This is a genomic window from Acidovorax sp. LjRoot129 (assembly GCF_964253765.1).
Lineage (GTDB): Bacteria > Pseudomonadota > Gammaproteobacteria > Burkholderiales > Burkholderiaceae_C > Acidovorax.
This window is the reverse complement of the sequence record NZ_CAXUSE020000001.1, coordinates 3,674,144-3,689,623: the sequence shown is the minus strand read 5'-3', so window position 1 is coordinate 3,689,623 and position 15,480 is coordinate 3,674,144. Positions and strand designations below refer to the sequence as shown.

General features: G+C 61.7%; 16 protein-coding genes and 1 tRNA gene. All 17 read left to right on the top strand.

From position 1 onward, the window contains the following. Positions 1-26: 26 nt before the first annotated feature. The 17 genes from ACSQ3Q_RS16870 to ACSQ3Q_RS16790 all read left to right on the top strand — a co-directional run bounded on the left by ACSQ3Q_RS16870 (position 27) and on the right by ACSQ3Q_RS16790 (position 15,463). A complete protein-coding gene (locus ACSQ3Q_RS16870) occupies positions 27-1,025 on the top strand; it encodes an NAD(P)H-quinone oxidoreductase (RefSeq protein ID WP_436135492.1) in 999 nt (332 codons plus the stop codon). Between the two features lie 2 nt (positions 1,026-1,027). Beyond that, positions 1,028-1,777 (top strand): triose-phosphate isomerase, encoded by a 750-nt coding sequence (gene tpiA / locus ACSQ3Q_RS16865; protein WP_436135491.1) that lies wholly within the window; start codon positions 1,028-1,030, stop codon positions 1,775-1,777. A gap of 42 nt (positions 1,778-1,819) precedes the next feature. Beyond that, positions 1,820-2,197, top strand: a complete 378-nt coding sequence (gene secG, locus ACSQ3Q_RS16860) for a preprotein translocase subunit SecG (protein ID WP_436135490.1) — start codon at positions 1,820-1,822, stop codon at positions 2,195-2,197. A gap of 114 nt (positions 2,198-2,311) precedes the next feature. Then, positions 2,312-2,396 (top strand) — tRNA-Leu (locus ACSQ3Q_RS16855). 73 nt (positions 2,397-2,469) lie between these two features. After that, positions 2,470-2,829 (top strand): NADH-quinone oxidoreductase subunit A, encoded by a 360-nt coding sequence (locus ACSQ3Q_RS16850; RefSeq protein ID WP_055393226.1) that lies wholly within the window; start codon positions 2,470-2,472, stop codon positions 2,827-2,829. 31 nt (positions 2,830-2,860) lie between these two features. Continuing rightward, the gene (locus ACSQ3Q_RS16845; protein WP_007849129.1) at positions 2,861-3,340 is read left to right on the top strand and encodes a NuoB/complex I 20 kDa subunit family protein; all 480 of its coding nucleotides are present in this window, start codon (positions 2,861-2,863) and stop codon (positions 3,338-3,340) included. Positions 3,341-3,350: 10 nt separating this feature from the next. After that, positions 3,351-3,959 (top strand): NADH-quinone oxidoreductase subunit C, encoded by a 609-nt coding sequence (locus tag ACSQ3Q_RS16840; RefSeq protein WP_436135489.1) that lies wholly within the window; start codon positions 3,351-3,353, stop codon positions 3,957-3,959. Positions 3,960-3,986: 27 nt separating this feature from the next. Continuing rightward, complete coding sequence (locus tag ACSQ3Q_RS16835) at positions 3,987-5,240, top strand: NADH-quinone oxidoreductase subunit D (RefSeq protein ID WP_436135488.1); 1,254 nt, start codon at positions 3,987-3,989, stop codon at positions 5,238-5,240. Further along, positions 5,237-5,773 (top strand): NADH-quinone oxidoreductase subunit NuoE, encoded by a 537-nt coding sequence (nuoE, locus tag ACSQ3Q_RS16830; protein ID WP_436135487.1) that lies wholly within the window; start codon positions 5,237-5,239, stop codon positions 5,771-5,773. Before ACSQ3Q_RS16835 ends, nuoE begins: the two co-directional genes overlap by 4 nt. Next, the gene (nuoF, locus tag ACSQ3Q_RS16825) at positions 5,770-7,125 is read left to right on the top strand and encodes an NADH-quinone oxidoreductase subunit NuoF (protein ID WP_436135486.1); all 1,356 of its coding nucleotides are present in this window, start codon (positions 5,770-5,772) and stop codon (positions 7,123-7,125) included. The genes nuoE and nuoF overlap by 4 nt, the downstream gene beginning before the upstream one ends. Before the next feature lie 14 nt (positions 7,126-7,139). After that, complete coding sequence (gene nuoG, locus ACSQ3Q_RS16820) at positions 7,140-9,275, top strand: NADH-quinone oxidoreductase subunit NuoG (RefSeq protein ID WP_436135485.1); 2,136 nt, start codon at positions 7,140-7,142, stop codon at positions 9,273-9,275. Next, complete coding sequence (gene nuoH / locus ACSQ3Q_RS16815) at positions 9,272-10,348, top strand: NADH-quinone oxidoreductase subunit NuoH (protein ID WP_436135484.1); 1,077 nt, start codon at positions 9,272-9,274, stop codon at positions 10,346-10,348. Before nuoG ends, nuoH begins: the two co-directional genes overlap by 4 nt. A gap of 13 nt (positions 10,349-10,361) precedes the next feature. Next, the gene (nuoI, locus tag ACSQ3Q_RS16810; RefSeq protein ID WP_436135483.1) at positions 10,362-10,874 is read left to right on the top strand and encodes an NADH-quinone oxidoreductase subunit NuoI; all 513 of its coding nucleotides are present in this window, start codon (positions 10,362-10,364) and stop codon (positions 10,872-10,874) included. A gap of 50 nt (positions 10,875-10,924) precedes the next feature. Then, complete coding sequence (locus ACSQ3Q_RS16805) at positions 10,925-11,593, top strand: NADH-quinone oxidoreductase subunit J (protein ID WP_436135482.1); 669 nt, start codon at positions 10,925-10,927, stop codon at positions 11,591-11,593. After that, complete coding sequence (nuoK, locus tag ACSQ3Q_RS16800; RefSeq protein ID WP_056162369.1) at positions 11,590-11,898, top strand: NADH-quinone oxidoreductase subunit NuoK; 309 nt, start codon at positions 11,590-11,592, stop codon at positions 11,896-11,898. The genes ACSQ3Q_RS16805 and nuoK overlap by 4 nt, the downstream gene beginning before the upstream one ends. Positions 11,899-11,929: 31 nt before the next feature. After that, positions 11,930-13,975 carry an NADH-quinone oxidoreductase subunit L gene (gene nuoL / locus ACSQ3Q_RS16795; protein ID WP_436135481.1) on the top strand — a complete coding sequence of 682 codons (2,046 nt, stop codon included), beginning with the start codon at positions 11,930-11,932 and terminating at the stop codon, positions 13,973-13,975. A gap of 12 nt (positions 13,976-13,987) precedes the next feature. Continuing rightward, on the top strand, positions 13,988-15,463 hold the full coding sequence (locus ACSQ3Q_RS16790) for an NADH-quinone oxidoreductase subunit M (protein ID WP_436135480.1): 1,476 nt from the start codon (positions 13,988-13,990) through the stop codon (positions 15,461-15,463). Positions 15,464-15,480: the final 17 nt, after the last annotated feature.

The following is a 15,480-nucleotide window of genomic DNA, read 5'->3' as shown; positions in this document are numbered from 1 at the left end:
CCAAAATCTTCTATATTTACCGTCCAATGAACCGCAACATGCGTGCTGTTGAGATCACTGCTTTCGGTGGACCCGAGGTGTTGCGCCTGGGTGATCGCCCGGTGCCACAGGCGGGTGATGGCGAGCTGCTGATCCGTGTTGCAGCGAGCGGGATCAACCGTCCTGATGTACTGCAGCGCCTGGGGCACTATGCCCCTCCGCCGGGGACGTCAGACCTGCCGGGTCTTGAAGTGGCTGGCGTGGTGGAGTCCGGCGATGACGCCGCCATGGCAGCGGCTGGCATCCGTGTAGGTGACCGGGTGTGCGCACTGGTGGCGGGCGGTGGTTACGCGCAATGGTGCGTCGCGCCTGTGGTGCAGTGTTTGCCTGTGCCTGACGGGCTGAGTGATGTCGAAGCGGCCTCGTTGCCTGAAACCTTCTTCACGGTCTGGAGCAACGTTTTTGATCGCGGGCGCCTGCAAGCGGGTGAGAGCCTGCTTGTGCAGGGCGGCACCAGCGGCATCGGCGTGACAGCGGTGCAGCTGGGGCGTGCCTTTGGTGCCACGGTGATTGCCACGGCCGGCAGCGATGAAAAATGCGCTGCGTCTCTGGAGCTGGGTGCGCAGCATGCCATCAACTACAAGTCCCAGGACTTCGTGGCCGAGGTCAAGCGCATCACCGACGGCAAAGGTGTGGACGTGGTGCTCGACATGGTGGCGGGCGACTACGTGGCGCGCGAGGTGGAGTGCCTGGCAGAGGATGGCCGGATCGTCATCATCGCCGTTCAAGGTGGGGTGAAGAGCGATTTCAACGCGGGGCTGGTGCTGCGCCGCCGGCTTACTATCACCGGCTCCACGTTGCGCCCCCGCTCTGTGGCATTCAAGGGTGCCATCGCGCGCGCGCTGCGTGAGCAGGTCTGGCCCCAGCTGGCGGAGGGCAAGGTGCGGCCAGTGATCCACAGTACGTTCGAGGCAGCCCGTGCGGCCGATGCGCATGCGCTGATGGAATCGAACCAACACATCGGCAAGATCGTTTTGACGTGGTGATCATGAGCAGCAAGAAAAAACTCATCGCCGGCAACTGGAAGATGAACGGCAGCCTCGCGGCCAACGAAGCCTTGCTCAAAGCGCTCATAGGAGGGCTGGGCGATGCGGCGTGTGATGTCGCTGTGGCTGTGCCAACGCCTTATTTGGCGCAAGTGCAGGCATTGACTTCCGGCTCTGCCGTGGCGGTTGCGTCGCAGGACGTCTCGCAGTACGAAGCGGGCGCTTATACCGGTGAGGTGTCGGTGGCCATGCTCAAGGACTTTGGCGTCCGGTATGCCTTGGTAGGGCATTCCGAGCGCCGCCAGTACCACGGCGAAACCGATGTGGTGGTGGCCGAGAAAGCCCAGCGTGCGTTGGCGGCTGGGGTGACTCCCATCGTCTGCGTGGGCGAGACGCTGCAAGAGCGCGAAGCCGGGCAGACCGAAGCGGTGGTGAAGCGCCAACTCGCTGCGGTGATCCATCTCAACGGCCACTGCATCAGCGAGGTGGTGGTGGCTTATGAGCCGGTATGGGCCATTGGTACAGGGCGCACGGCGTCGCCGGAGCAGGCTCAAGCAGTGCACGCCGTGTTGCGTGCCCAGCTGTCAGCCGCTAGCGAGCATGCGGACCGGATCCGGCTGCTCTACGGCGGCAGCATGAATGCTGCCAATGCAGCGCAACTGCTGGCGCAGCCCGATATCGATGGTGGTCTTGTTGGTGGTGCGTCTCTCAAGGCGGCCGACTTTCTGCAAATCATTTCCGCTGCCCACTGAGGCGGCGGATCAAGAAGCTATTCAATCAGGAGTGAACAGAGAATGAACGTGATCGTGAATGTGGTTTTGGCGGTGCAGATGCTGTCCGCGCTGGGGATGATCGGCCTGGTCCTGGTCCAGCACGGCAAGGGTGCTGACATGGGTGCGGCTTTTGGCAGCGGCAGTTCGGGTAGCCTTTTTGGTGCCAGTGGCAGTGCCAATTTCCTGTCGCGCGCGACGGCCGTGTTGGCGGCGGTGTTCTTTGTAGCCACGCTGGCGCTGGCTTACTTTGGCAATGCCCGTCCAGCCGGAGCAGGCAGTGTGCTGGAGACTCCCGCAGCGGCCGTACCTGCAGGTGCAAATCCCGCCGCTTCGGCGCCTGGCGCAGCAGTTGCGCCTGCCGTGGCGGCATCGGGCGCAGCGCAGATTCCCACCAAATAATCTGCACTAAATTGGGTCGACAGACCCGGAGCAGGGTTTTTACGGAGTAGAATCCTGGATTGTCTGGAAAGCCAAAACCGCAAGGTTCCTCATGCCATCCAGATGCAAAAATCAGCCGTCGTGGTGAAATTGGTAGACACGCTATCTTGAGGGGGTAGTGGCGAAAGCTGTGCGAGTTCGAGTCTCGCCGACGGCACCAAAACAAAGGCCTCCCCGCATGACCCATCAAGGGCCATGTCGGGCTAGGCCACAGCGGTGAGCACATCCTCAAGATGAACCTCGATCAGTACCTCCCCGTCCTTTTGTTCATCTTGGTCGGCATCGCCGTCGGCGTTGTCCCCTTGGTACTAGGCTACATACTGGGCCCCAATCGCCCAGATGCCGCAAAAAACTCCCCCTACGAATGCGGCTTTGAGGCCTTCGAGGATGCACGCATGAAGTTCGATGTGCGCTACTACCTCGTGGCCATCTTGTTCATTCTGTTTGATCTCGAAATCGCCTTCCTCTTTCCGTGGGCCGTCACCTTGCACGAGGTGGGCATTGCTGGTTTCGTGGCGGTCGTGATTTTCCTGGCCATCCTCGTCGTGGGCTTTGCCTACGAGTGGAAAAAGGGCGCCCTGGATTGGGAATGAGCTGGCTTCAGCAGCAAGCAAGGATGATGCAATGATTGAAGGCGTGATGAAGGAAGGCTTCATCACCACGAGCTATGACTCCGTGGTGAATTGGGCCAAGACGGGTTCGTTGTGGCCCATGACATTTGGCCTGGCCTGCTGTGCGGTAGAGATGATGCACGCGGCGGCTGCGCGCTATGACATTGGCCGTTTTGGCGCCGAAGTGTTCCGTGCCAGCCCCCGCCAGTCCGACTTGATGATTGTTGCTGGCACGCTGTGCAACAAGATGGCGCCGGCCCTGCGCAAGGTCTACGACCAGATGTCCGAACCCCGGTGGGTTCTGTCGATGGGTTCGTGCGCCAACGGTGGTGGTTACTACCACTACAGCTATTCCGTGGTGCGCGGGTGCGATCGCATCGTCCCTGTGGATGTCTATGTGCCCGGCTGCCCTCCGACCGCGGAAGCGTTGATCTACGGGATCATCCAGTTGCAGCAAAAGATTCGCCGCACCAACACCATTGCTCGCGTCTGAAGGGTTGATGATGACTTCTGTTGCCATTCGGCCTGAAAAGCTCAAGGACCATATTTCCGCTGCCCTTGGTGCAAGGGTCCGCCAGATTTCCGTGGCCCTGGAAGAGGTGACCGTGGTGGTTGCTGCAGCCGACTATCTCGACGCCATGCGCGTTCTGCGTGATGCCGAAGGTTGTCGCTTTGAGCAACTGGTGGATCTGTGCGGCGTGGACTACTCCTCGTATGCCGATCGGGTGAACGAAGGTGCCCGCTACTGCGTGGTGTCGCACCTGTTGTCCGTCAGCCTGAACCAGCGCGTGCGCGTGAAAGTCTTCTGCCCGGACGATGACTTCCCGGTGGTGGCTTCTGTCTCCGACCTGTGGAACTCGGCCAACTGGTATGAGCGCGAGGCGTTCGACCTTTTTGGCATCGTCTTCGACGGCCACAACGACCTGCGTCGCATCCTGACCGACTACGGCTTCATCGGTCATCCCTTCCGCAAGGACTTCCCGCTGTCGGGCCATGTCGAGATGCGCTATGACGCAGAGCAGCGCCGGGTGGTCTACGAGCCAGTATCGATCGAACCGCGCGAGATCACACCGCGCATCATCCGCGAAGACAAGTACGGAGGCCTGCACTAAGGCGCCCCCGCGCCCACGTGACCCACCATGGCTGAAATCAAGAACTATTCCCTGAACTTTGGTCCGCAGCATCCGGCCGCGCACGGTGTGCTGCGTCTGGTGCTCGAGCTCGACGGCGAAGTCGTGCAGCGCGCCGACCCGCACATCGGCCTGTTGCACCGCGCCACGGAAAAGCTGGCCGAGCACAAGACGTATATCCAGTCGCTGCCCTACATGGACCGGCTGGACTACGTCTCGATGATGTGCAATGAGCACGCCTACTGCCTGGCCATCGAGAAGCTGATGGGCCTGGAAGTGCCTATCCGTGCGCAGTACATCCGTGTGATGTTCTCCGAGATCACGCGCCTGCTGAATCACTTGATGTGGCTGGGTTCGCACGGCAACGATTGCGGCAGCTCCACCATCCTGATCTACACCTTCCGCGAGCGCGAAGACCTGTTCGACATGTACGAAGCCGTGTCCGGCGCGCGCATGCACGCGGCGTATTTCCGTCCGGGCGGTGTGTACCGCGACCTGCCGGATTCCATGCCGCAGTACAAGGTCAGTAAGATCAAGAATGCCAAGGCCCTGGAGGCCATGAACCAGAACCGCAAAGGTTCGATGCTGGACTTCATCGAAAACTTCACGCAGCGCTTCCCGGCCTGTGTGGACGAATACGAAACCCTGCTCACCGACAACCGCATCTGGAAGCAGCGCACCGTGGGCATCGGCGTGGTGCCGCCCGAGCGGGCGCTGAACCTGGGCATGACCGGCCCCATGCTGCGTGGATCCGGCATTGCCTGGGACCTGCGCAAGACCCAGCCGTACGACGTCTACGACCGCATGGATTTCGACGTGCCAGTGGGCAAGACCGGCGATTGCTACGACCGCTATCTCGTGCGCGTGCATGAGATGCGCGAGTCCAACCGCATCATCAAGCAGTGCGTGGACTGGCTGCGTGCCAACCCCGGTCCGGTGATCACCGACAACCACAAGGTGGCTGCACCGTCTCGCGAATCCATGAAGTCCAACATGGAAGAGCTGATCCACCATTTCAAGCTGTTCACCGAAGGCTTCCATGTGCCCGAGGGCGAGGCTTACGCCGCCGTCGAGCACCCCAAGGGCGAGTTCGGCATCTACCTCGTGAGCGATGGCGCCAACAAGCCTTACCGCCTGAAGATCCGCGCGCCCGGCTTTGCCCACCTGGCAACGCTCGATGAAATGGCCCGCGGCCACATGATTGCCGACGCCGTGGCCATCATCGGCACCATGGATATCGTGTTCGGGGAGATTGACCGATGAGTACGACCGAGTCGAAGAACCAGACCGCTGGCACCGCTGGCGCCATCACCGAGGCAACGCGCGCCCGGTTTGCGCGCGAAGTCGCCAAATACCCGCCCGAGCAGGCGCAGTCGGCCGTCATGGCCTGCCTGGCCATCGTGCAGCAGGAACAGGGCTGGGTCAGCGTTGAGAGCGAGGCCGTGATTGCCGAGTACCTGGGCATGGCCCAGATCGCGGTGCACGAGGTCACCACGTTCTACAACATGTACAACCAGCAGCCGACGGGCAAGTACAAGCTCAACGTTTGCACCAACCTGCCGTGCCAGCTGCGCGATGGCCAAAAAGCCCTGCAGCACCTCGAGAAGAAACTCGGTGTGACCATGGGCCAAACGACGCCCGACGGCCTGTTCACGCTGCAGCAGTGCGAATGCCTGGGCGCTTGCGCTGACGCGCCCGTGATGCTGGTCAACGACCGCACCATGTGCAGCTTCATGGACACCGACAAGCTCGACCAGCTAGTCGACGGCCTCAAGGCCGCAGAGGGACAAGCATGACCACTGCCGCACAAATCCTCTCGCAGTTCCAGGCGACCGGCGTCCAGACCTGCTTCCACGACCGCCACATCAACCCGCAGATCGTTGCGGGCCTGGATGGCACGAACTGGGGCATCAAGGACTACGAAGCGCGTGGCGGCTACGAAGCGCTGCGCAAGATCCTGGCGCAGGGCGAGGGCGCAGGCTTGACGCAAGACCAGGTAATCGCCACCGTGAAGGAATCGGGCCTGCGCGGCCGCGGCGGTGCGGGCTTCCCCACCGGCCTCAAGTGGAGCTTCATGCCCCGCTCGTTCCCCGGCCAGAAGTACCTGGTGTGCAATTCGGACGAAGGCGAGCCGGGCACCTGCAAGGACCGCGACATCCTGCAGTTCAACCCGCACATCGTCATCGAAGGCATGATCATTGCGGCCTACGCGATGGGCATTTCCGTGGGCTACAACTACATCCACGGCGAAATCTTCCAGACCTACGACCGCTTCGAAGAAGCGCTCGAAGAAGCACGCGCGGCGGGCTACCTGGGCGACAAGATCCTGGGCAGCAACTTCAGCTTCCAGCTGCACGCTGCGCACGGTTTCGGCGCCTACATCTGCGGCGAAGAAACTGCGTTGCTCGAATCGCTGGAAGGCAAGAAGGGCCAGCCCCGCTTCAAGCCACCGTTCCCAGCCAGCTTCGGCCTGTACGGCAAGCCCACCACCATCAACAACACCGAGACCTTCGCGGCCGTGCCGTGGATCATCCGCAATGGCGGTGCGGCGTACCTCGAGTGTGGCAAGCCGAACAACGGCGGCACCAAGATCTTCTCGGTCTCGGGCGACGTGGAAAAGCCCGGCAACTACGAAGTGCCCATGGGCACGCCGTTTGCCAAGCTGCTTGAACTGGCCGGTGGCGTGCGCAAGGGCCGTCAGCTCAAGGCGGTGATCCCCGGAGGCTCGTCTTCCCCGGTGCTGCCCGCCTCCGTCATCATGGAATGCACGATGGACTACGACTCCATCGCCAAGGCCGGCTCCATGTTGGGCTCCGGCGCCGTGATCGTGATGGACGACTCCCGCAGCATGGTCGAGAGCCTGCTGCGCCTGTCGTACTTCTATTCGCACGAATCCTGTGGCCAATGCACGCCCTGCCGCGAAGGCACCGGCTGGATGTGGCGCGTGATCGATCGCATCCAGCACAACCAGGGCCGCGCGGGCGACCTGGATTTGCTCAATTCGGTGGCAGACAACATCCAGGGCCGCACGATTTGCGCGCTGGGCGATGCCGCCGCGATGCCGGTGCGCGCCATGATCAAGCATTTCCGTCCCGAGTTTGAAGCACTGATCCGGAACAACGCCTCCCAGGCTGCGACCTCCGCCTGATCGCGAGAAGACATATGGTTGAAATTGAACTGGACGGTCAGAAAGTGGAAGTCGCCGAAGGCTGCATGGTGATGCATGCAGCCGAGAAGGCGGGTACCTACATTCCGCATTTCTGTTACCACAAGAAGCTCTCGATTGCCGCCAACTGCCGCATGTGCCTGGTGGACATCGAGAAGGCGCCCAAGCCCATGCCTGCCTGCGCTACGCCCGTCACGCAGGGCATGATCGTGCGCACCAAGAGCGATAAGGCCATCAAGGCCCAGGCGTCGGTCATGGAGTTCCTGCTCATCAACCACCCTCTGGATTGCCCTATCTGCGACCAGGGTGGCGAGTGCCAGTTGCAGGATCTGGCTGTGGGCTACGGCGGTTCCTCCTCGCGCTATCAGGAAGAAAAGCGCGTGGTGTTCCACAAGGACGTGGGCCCGCTGATCTCCATGGAAGAGATGAGCCGCTGCATCCATTGCACACGCTGCGTGCGCTTCGGCCAGGAAGTGGCCGGCGTGATGGAACTCGGAATGATCCACCGCGGCGAGCATTCCGAGATCACCACCGTAGTGGGCGATACGATCGACTCCGAGCTGTCGGGGAACATGATCGACATATGCCCTGTGGGCGCGTTGACCAGTAAGCCCTTCCGCTACAGTGCCCGCTCGTGGGAGCTGTCGCGCCGCCGCTCGGTGAGCCCGCATGATTCCACCGGTGCCAACCTGATCATCCAGGTCAAGAACCACAAGGTCATGCGCGTGGTGCCGTTGGAGAACGACGCCATCAACGAATGCTGGATCGCCGACCGCGACCGCTTCTCGTACGAATCGCTCAACGGCGACGACCGCCTGACCCAACCCATGCTCAAGCAGGGCGGGGTGTGGAAAGAGGTCGATTGGCAAACCGCGCTCGAGTACGTGGCCAACGGTCTCAAGAACATCAAGAACGACCACGGCGCCCACAGCATCGGCGCTCTTGTCAGCCCGCACAGCACGGTCGAAGAGCTGTACCTGGCCAGCGCGCTCATGCGCGGAATTGGCAGCGACAACATCGATTACCGCCTGCGCAATGCGGAGTTTGCAGCGCCTGAAGGCGTTCGCTGGCTGGGCACGTCCATCGCTTCTCTGTCCACGCTGCAGCGCGTGCTGGTTGTGGGCTCCAACCTGCGCAAAGACCATCCGCTGTTTGCGCAGCGCATCCGCCAGGCTGCCCGCCATGGCTGCCAGGTCAGTGCCGTGGATTCGGTGGCCCGCGACTGGGCATTGCCTGTGCAGCCGTTCATTGTGCAAAGTGCCGACCAATGGGTTCAGGTGCTGGGTGGCATTGCCTCGGCAGTGGCGCAAGAAAAGGGCGTAGCCGCGCCCCAGGGCGCCGCGAGCGCTGATGATGTTGCTCAAGCTATCGCCCGTTCGTTGCTGGGCGGTGAACGCAAGGCCGTGTTGCTGGGCAATGCAGCTGCGCACCACGCGCAGGCGACACGGTTGCTGGCATTGGCCAACTGGATCGGCGAGAACACGGGTGCCTCTGTTGGCTACCTCACGGAAGCCGCCAACACGGTCGGCGCGCAGTTCGCCGGCGCCCATCCCGTCAAGGGTGGCCTCAATGCCGGCCAGATGCTCTCCGGCGGCCTGAAGGCAGCGTTGTTGCTCAACACCGAGCCGGTGTTTGACTCTGCCGCGGGTGCCAATGCCGCCGCTGCGCTGTCGGGTGCTGAGATGGTCGTGACCATGAGCCCCTTCAAGACCAACCTTGAATTCAGCGACGTGCTGCTTCCCATTGCGCCGTTCTCCGAAACCTCGGGCAGCTTCGTCAATGCCGAGGGCCGGCTGCAAAGTTTCCATGCCGTGGTGCGCCCTCTGGGCGATACCCGCCCTGCGTGGAAGGTCCTGCGTGTGCTGGCCAATTTGCTCGGTGTCCCCGGCTTCGATTTCGAGACCTCGCAGGACGTGCTGGCCCGCGCTACGAATGCGCCTGCTGGCAGCGTCACGCATGTGCCTGCCGAGCAGCTGTCGAATGTGGTCGGCGCAGCAGCGCCCGCCAGCTCGGCTGTGGTCGGCGAGCCCGTCGTGGCTTCCATCTATCAACTCGACGGTCTCGTGCGCCGTTCCCCATCGCTGCAGCTCACTGCCGATGCGCGCATCGCACGTGAAGGAGTGGCCGCATGATCGACGCGATCTACAACGCGGGCCTGAACCTGCTGTCGTTTGGCTGGTGGACCGGCGTGGTGTGGCCGGTGCTTTGGATCCTTCTCAAGATCGTCTGCATTCTGGCGCCGCTGATGGGTGCCGTGGCCTACCTCACGCTGTGGGAGCGCAAGCTGCTGGGCTTCATGCAGGTGCGCCATGGTCCCAACCGCGTGGGCCCCATGGGTCTGCTCCAGCCCATCGCCGACGCGCTCAAACTGCTGACCAAGGAAATCATCCAGCCCACGGCTGCGAGCAAGGGTTTGTTCGTGCTCGGGCCGGTCATGGCCATCATGCCGGCGCTGGCCGCCTGGGTGGCGATTCCCTTCGGCCCCGATGTAGCCCTGGCCAACATCAATGCCGGCCTGCTGCTGGTGATGGCCATCACCTCCATCGAGGTGTATGGCGTGATCATTGCCGGCTGGGCATCGAACTCCAAGTACGCCTTCCTGGGCGCACTGCGGGCTTCGGCCCAGATGGTGAGCTATGAAATCGCCATGGGCTTTTGCTTCCTGGTCGTGATCATGGTGTCGGGCAGCATGAACCTCACCGAGATCGTCATGTCCCAAAGCCGCGGCATGGCCGCCAACATGGGCCTGTCGTTCCTGTCCTGGAATTGGTTGCCGCTGCTGCCGATCTTCCTGGTCTACCTGATCTCTGGCGTGGCCGAAACCAACCGCCACCCCTTCGACGTAGTGGAAGGCGAGGCCGAAATCGTGGCTGGCCACATGGTCGAGTATTCGGGCATGGGCTTCGCGATCTTCTTCCTGGCCGAGTACGCCAGCATGTGGCTCGTGTCCATCCTGGCCGCGCTGATGTTCCTGGGCGGCTGGCTGCCTCCGGTCGAATTCCTCTCGTTCATTCCGGGCTGGATCTGGCTGGGTATCAAGACTTTCCTGGTGGTGTCCATGTTCATCTGGATCCGTGCCACCTTCCCGCGCTTCCGCTACGACCAGATCATGCGTCTGGGCTGGAAGATCTTCATCCCGGTGACGCTGGTGTATCTGCTCTTCGTGGGCGGATGGCTGCTGTCGCCTTGGAATATCTGGAAATAAGCGGGACACACAAATGACTGCCGTTGTTGCTGCTGCACCTTTTTCGTTCAAAGACTTCTTCAAGAGCTTCATGCTCGTGGAGCTGCTCAAGGGCATGGCCCTGACGGGCCGCTACGCCTTCCGTCGCAAGGTGACGGTGCAGTTCCCTGAAGAAAAGACCCCGATCTCGCCCCGTTTCCGTGGCCTGCACGCACTGCGCCGCTACGAAAACGGCGAAGAGCGCTGCATCGCCTGCAAGCTGTGCGAGGCCGTGTGCCCTGCCATGGCCATCACGATTGAGTCGGATGTGCGCGCCGACGGCTCGCGCCGTACCACGCGCTACGACATCGACCTGACCAAGTGCATCTTCTGCGGTTTCTGCGAGGAGAGCTGCCCGGTGGACTCGATCGTCGAGACGCACATCCTGGAATACCACGGTGAAAAGCGCGGCGATTTGTACTTCACGAAAGACATGCTGCTGGCCGTGGGTGACCGGTACGAAGGCGAAATCGCGGCAGCCAAGGCTGCGGACGCGAAGTACCGCTGAGCGGTGCCGAGCGCGGCCTTTTTGCCAGACTTTCTATAAAGACCCGATCCATGGACGCCAAGACTGGTTTCTTCTATCTCTTCTCGGTCGTGCTGCTGTTTGCAGCCTTCCGGGTGATCACTGCCCGCAATCCCGTGCATGCAGTGCTGTACCTCATCCTGGCCTTCTCGCAGGCCGCCGCCGTGTGGCTGCTGCTCAAGGCCGAGTTCCTGGCCATCGCACTGGTGCTGGTGTACCTGGGCGCGGTCATGGTGCTGTTCCTGTTCGTCGTGATGATGCTGGACATCCACATCGACTCCGTGCGCAAGGGGTTCTGGAAGAATTTCCCGCTCGCGGCCACCGTGGGCGCTCTGATCGCCCTCGAAATGGCCGCCGTGTTGATGGGCGGATTTCGCGGCATGGACGAGCCCAAGGCCCTCGCCACCATGGTGGATGCTGCTGGGCAGGTGGTGCCGTACTCCAACACCAAGGCGCTGGGCAAGCTGCTCTACACCGAATACCTGTACCCAGTCGAAATCGCGGCCGTCATTCTGCTGGTCGCCATGATTGCGGCCATCGCGCTCACGCTGCGCCAGCGCAAGGACAGCAAGGCCATCAACCCATCGCAGCAGATCCGCGTGCGCGCCGGTGACCGCCTGGAAGTTGTGAAGGTCGCAGTGACTCAGAAGGCAGCGCCCGAAGTGCCTGCCGAGCCAGCCGCCGAGGAGAAAAAAGCATGACGCTGACTTTGGGCCACTTTCTTTCCTTGGGTGCGATGCTGTTCGCGCTCGCGGTGATCGGCATCTTCCTGAACCGCAAGAACCTGATCGTGCTGCTGATGGCGATCGAGCTGATGCTGCTGGCGGTCAACATGAACTTCGTCGCGTTTTCCCACTACCTGGGCGACATGCATGGACAGGTGTTCGTGTTCTTCATCCTGACAGTGGCAGCTGCCGAGTCGGCCATCGGTCTGGCCGTCCTGGTGCTCCTGTTCCGCAACAAGTCCAGCATCAACGCGGAAGACCTCAACACCCTCAAGGGTTGATGGGTTACCAGCATTCCCAAGGTTCTCAAGAATGAGTCAAACCCTCTCTGCTTCAACGCTCCTGGCCGTGCCGCTGGCTCCGCTGGCGGGCGCCTTGCTGGCCGGCATTTTCGGCACGACCTTCGGTGGCAACTGGATTGGTCGCCGGCTCTCCCACACCCTGACGATCCTGGGCGTGCTCGTCGCTTTCATCCTGTCTGCGATGACGCTCAAGAGCGTGGCGCTCGACGGCGCGCGCTTCAGTGAGACGCTCTACACCTGGATGGTGGTAGGCGGCCTGAAGATGGAAGTCGGTTTCCTGATCGACAGCCTCACGGCCATGATGATGGTGGTAGTGACCTTCGTGTCGCTGATGGTGCACATCTACACCATCGGCTACATGGAAGAGGACGACGGCTACAACCGCTTCTTCGCCTACATCTCGCTGTTCACGTTCTCGATGCTGATGCTCGTCATGAGCAACAACCTGCTGCAGTTGTTCTTCGGCTGGGAAGCCGTTGGCCTGGTGTCGTATCTGCTGATCGGCTTCTGGTTCAACAAGCCCACGGCGATCTTCGCCAACATGAAGGCCTTCCTGGTCAACCGCGTGGGCGACTTCGGCTTCATCCTGGGCATTGGCCTGATCGCTGCCTACACCGGCACGCTGAATTACGCCGAGATATTCGCCAAGGCTGGCGCACTGGGTGGCATGTCGTTCCCCGGCACCGACTGGCTGCTGATCACCGTGATCTGCATCTGCCTGTTCATCGGCGCCATGGGCAAGTCTGCCCAGTTCCCGTTGCACGTGTGGCTGCCGGATTCGATGGAAGGCCCGACCCCCATCTCGGCCCTGATCCACGCGGCCACCATGGTGACTGCCGGCATCTTCATGGTGTCGCGCATGTCGCCACTGTTCGAGTTGTCGGACACCGCGCTCAACTTCATCCTGATCATCGGCGCCATCACTGCCCTGTTCATGGGCTTCCTGGGCATCATCCAGAACGACATCAAGCGCGTGGTCGCGTACTCCACGCTGTCACAGCTGGGTTACATGACAGTGGCCCTGGGGGCGTCGGCCTATTCGGTCGCGGTGTTCCACCTGATGACGCACGCGTTCTTCAAGGCGCTGCTGTTCCTTGGTGCCGGCTCCGTCATCATGGGCATGCACCACAACCAGGACATCCGCTGGATGGGCGGCGTGCGCAAGTACATGCCCATCACCTGGATCACTTCGTTGCTGGGGTCGCTCGCGCTGATCGGCACGCCGCTGTTCGCGGGCTTCTACTCGAAGGACAGCATCATCGAGGCGGTGCACTTCAGCCAACTGCCTGCGGCCGGCTTCGCGCACTTTGCGGTGCTGGCGGGCGTGTTCATCACGGCGTTCTATTCGTTCCGCATGTACTTCCTGGTGTTCCACGGCAAGGAGCGGTTTGATCAGAACCCTGACGCACACCACGATGGCCACCACGACGATCACCATGGCCATGGCGACCACCACGAGCCGCACGAATCGCCCTGGGTGGTGACGGTGCCGCTGGTGCTGCTGGCCATTCCTTCGGTGGTGGTGGGCTTCATGTTCATCCAGCCCATGCTGTTTGGCGACTTCTTCAAGGGCGTGATCTTTGTCGATGCAGCCAAGCACCCGGCGATGGCCAAGCTCGGCGAGATCTTCCACGGCCCGGTGGCGATGGCCTTGCACGGATTGCAGACCGCGCCGTTCTGGTTGGCGGTCGCTGGCGTGGCCTTGTCGTACTACATGTACATGGTGAACCCGGCTTTGCCTGCGGCCATCAAACGCATCTGCATGCCGATCTACACCTTGTTCGAGAACAAGTATTACCTCGACTGGATCAACGAGAACATCCTCGCCCGCGGCGCACGTGCGCTGGGCGTGGGTCTCTGGAAGGTGGGCGATCAGGCGATCATCGACGGCGCCCTCGTGAACGGTTCCTGGAAGGTTGTGCGCAGCGTGTCTGGTGTTGTGCGCTGGATGCAGTCCGGCTTCATCTTCCACTACGCACTGGTGATGATCCTGGGCGTCTTCGCACTGATGACCTGGTTTGTCTGGGGCGATGTTCTCTTGCAGCTCATCAAATAAGGAAAACAACAAATGGGTCTGTTGAGTCTTGCAATCTGGGCGCCGATCGCCTTCGGCTTGCTGCTGCTGGCCATTGGGCGGGATGAGCATGCACGTGCTGTGCGGTGGCTGGCGCTGATCGGTGCAGTTATCGGTTTCCTGGCAACACTGCCGCTGTATGGCGACTTCAAGCTCGGCACCGCTGCAATGCAGTTCGTCGAGAAGGCCGCGTGGATCGAACGCTTCAATGTGCACTACCACCTGGGCGTGGACGGCATCTCGTTCTGGTTCGTGCCGCTGACGGCTTTCATCACGGTGATCGTGGTGATCGCCTCGTGGGAGTCGATCACCGAGCGTGTGAACCAGTACATGGGCGCGTTCCTGATTCTCTCGGGTCTCATGATCGGCGTGTTCACGGCGCTGGACGGCATGCTGTTCTACGTGTTCTTCGAGGCCACGCTGATTCCGATGTACCTGATCATCGGTATCTGGGGCGGGCCCAACAAGATCTACGCAGCGTTCAAGTTCTTCCTGTACACGCTGCTCGGCTCGCTGTTGATGCTGATCGCGCTGATCTTCCTGTACAACCAGTCGGGCGGCAGCTTTGACATTGCCACCTGGCACCAGCTGCCTCTGAGCCGCACGGCGCAGACGCTGCTGTTCTTCGCATTCTTTGCCGCCTTTGCAGTGAAGGTGCCGATGTGGCCCGTGCACACCTGGTTGCCCGACGTGCACGTCGAGGCGCCCACCGGCGGCTCGGCCGTGCTGGCCGCGATCATGCTCAAGCTCGGCGCCTATGGCTTCCTGCGCTTTTCCATGCCCATCGCCCCCGACGCATCGCGCGAATGGGCGTGGCTGATGATTGCGCTGTCGCTGATTGCCGTGATCTACGTGGGCCTGGTGGCCATGGTCCAGAAGGACATGAAGAAGCTGGTGGCGTACTCGTCGGTCGCGCACATGGGCTTCGTGACCCTGGGCTTCTTCATCTTCAACGATCTCGGCGTGTCCGGCGGCCTGGTGCAGATGATTGCCCACGGCTTCGTGTCGGGTGCGATGTTCCTGTCGATCGGAGTGCTGTACGACCGCGTGCATTCGCGTGAAATTGCAGCCTACGGCGGCGTGGTCAACACCATGCCCAACTTCACGGCGTTTGCCCTGCTGTTTGCCATGGCCAATTGCGGCCTGCCAGGCACTGCCGGTTTTGTGGGCGAATGGATGGTGATCCTGGGTGCGACCAAGGCCAACTTCTGGATCGGCGCGGCGTCTGCCACGGCGCTGATCTTTGGTGCGGCCTACACGCTGTGGATGTTCAAGCGCGTGTACCTGGGCCCCGTGGCCAACGAGAACGTGAAGGGCTTGACGGACATCAACAGCCGTGAATTCCTTGTGATGGCCTTGCTGGCGATTGCCGTGCTGGCCATGGGGTTGTATCCGCGTCCGTTCACGGACGTGATGGATACCTCGGTCGCCGAACTGCTCAAGCACGTCGCCCAGCCCAAGCTGAACTGACCAGACCAGACTGAACT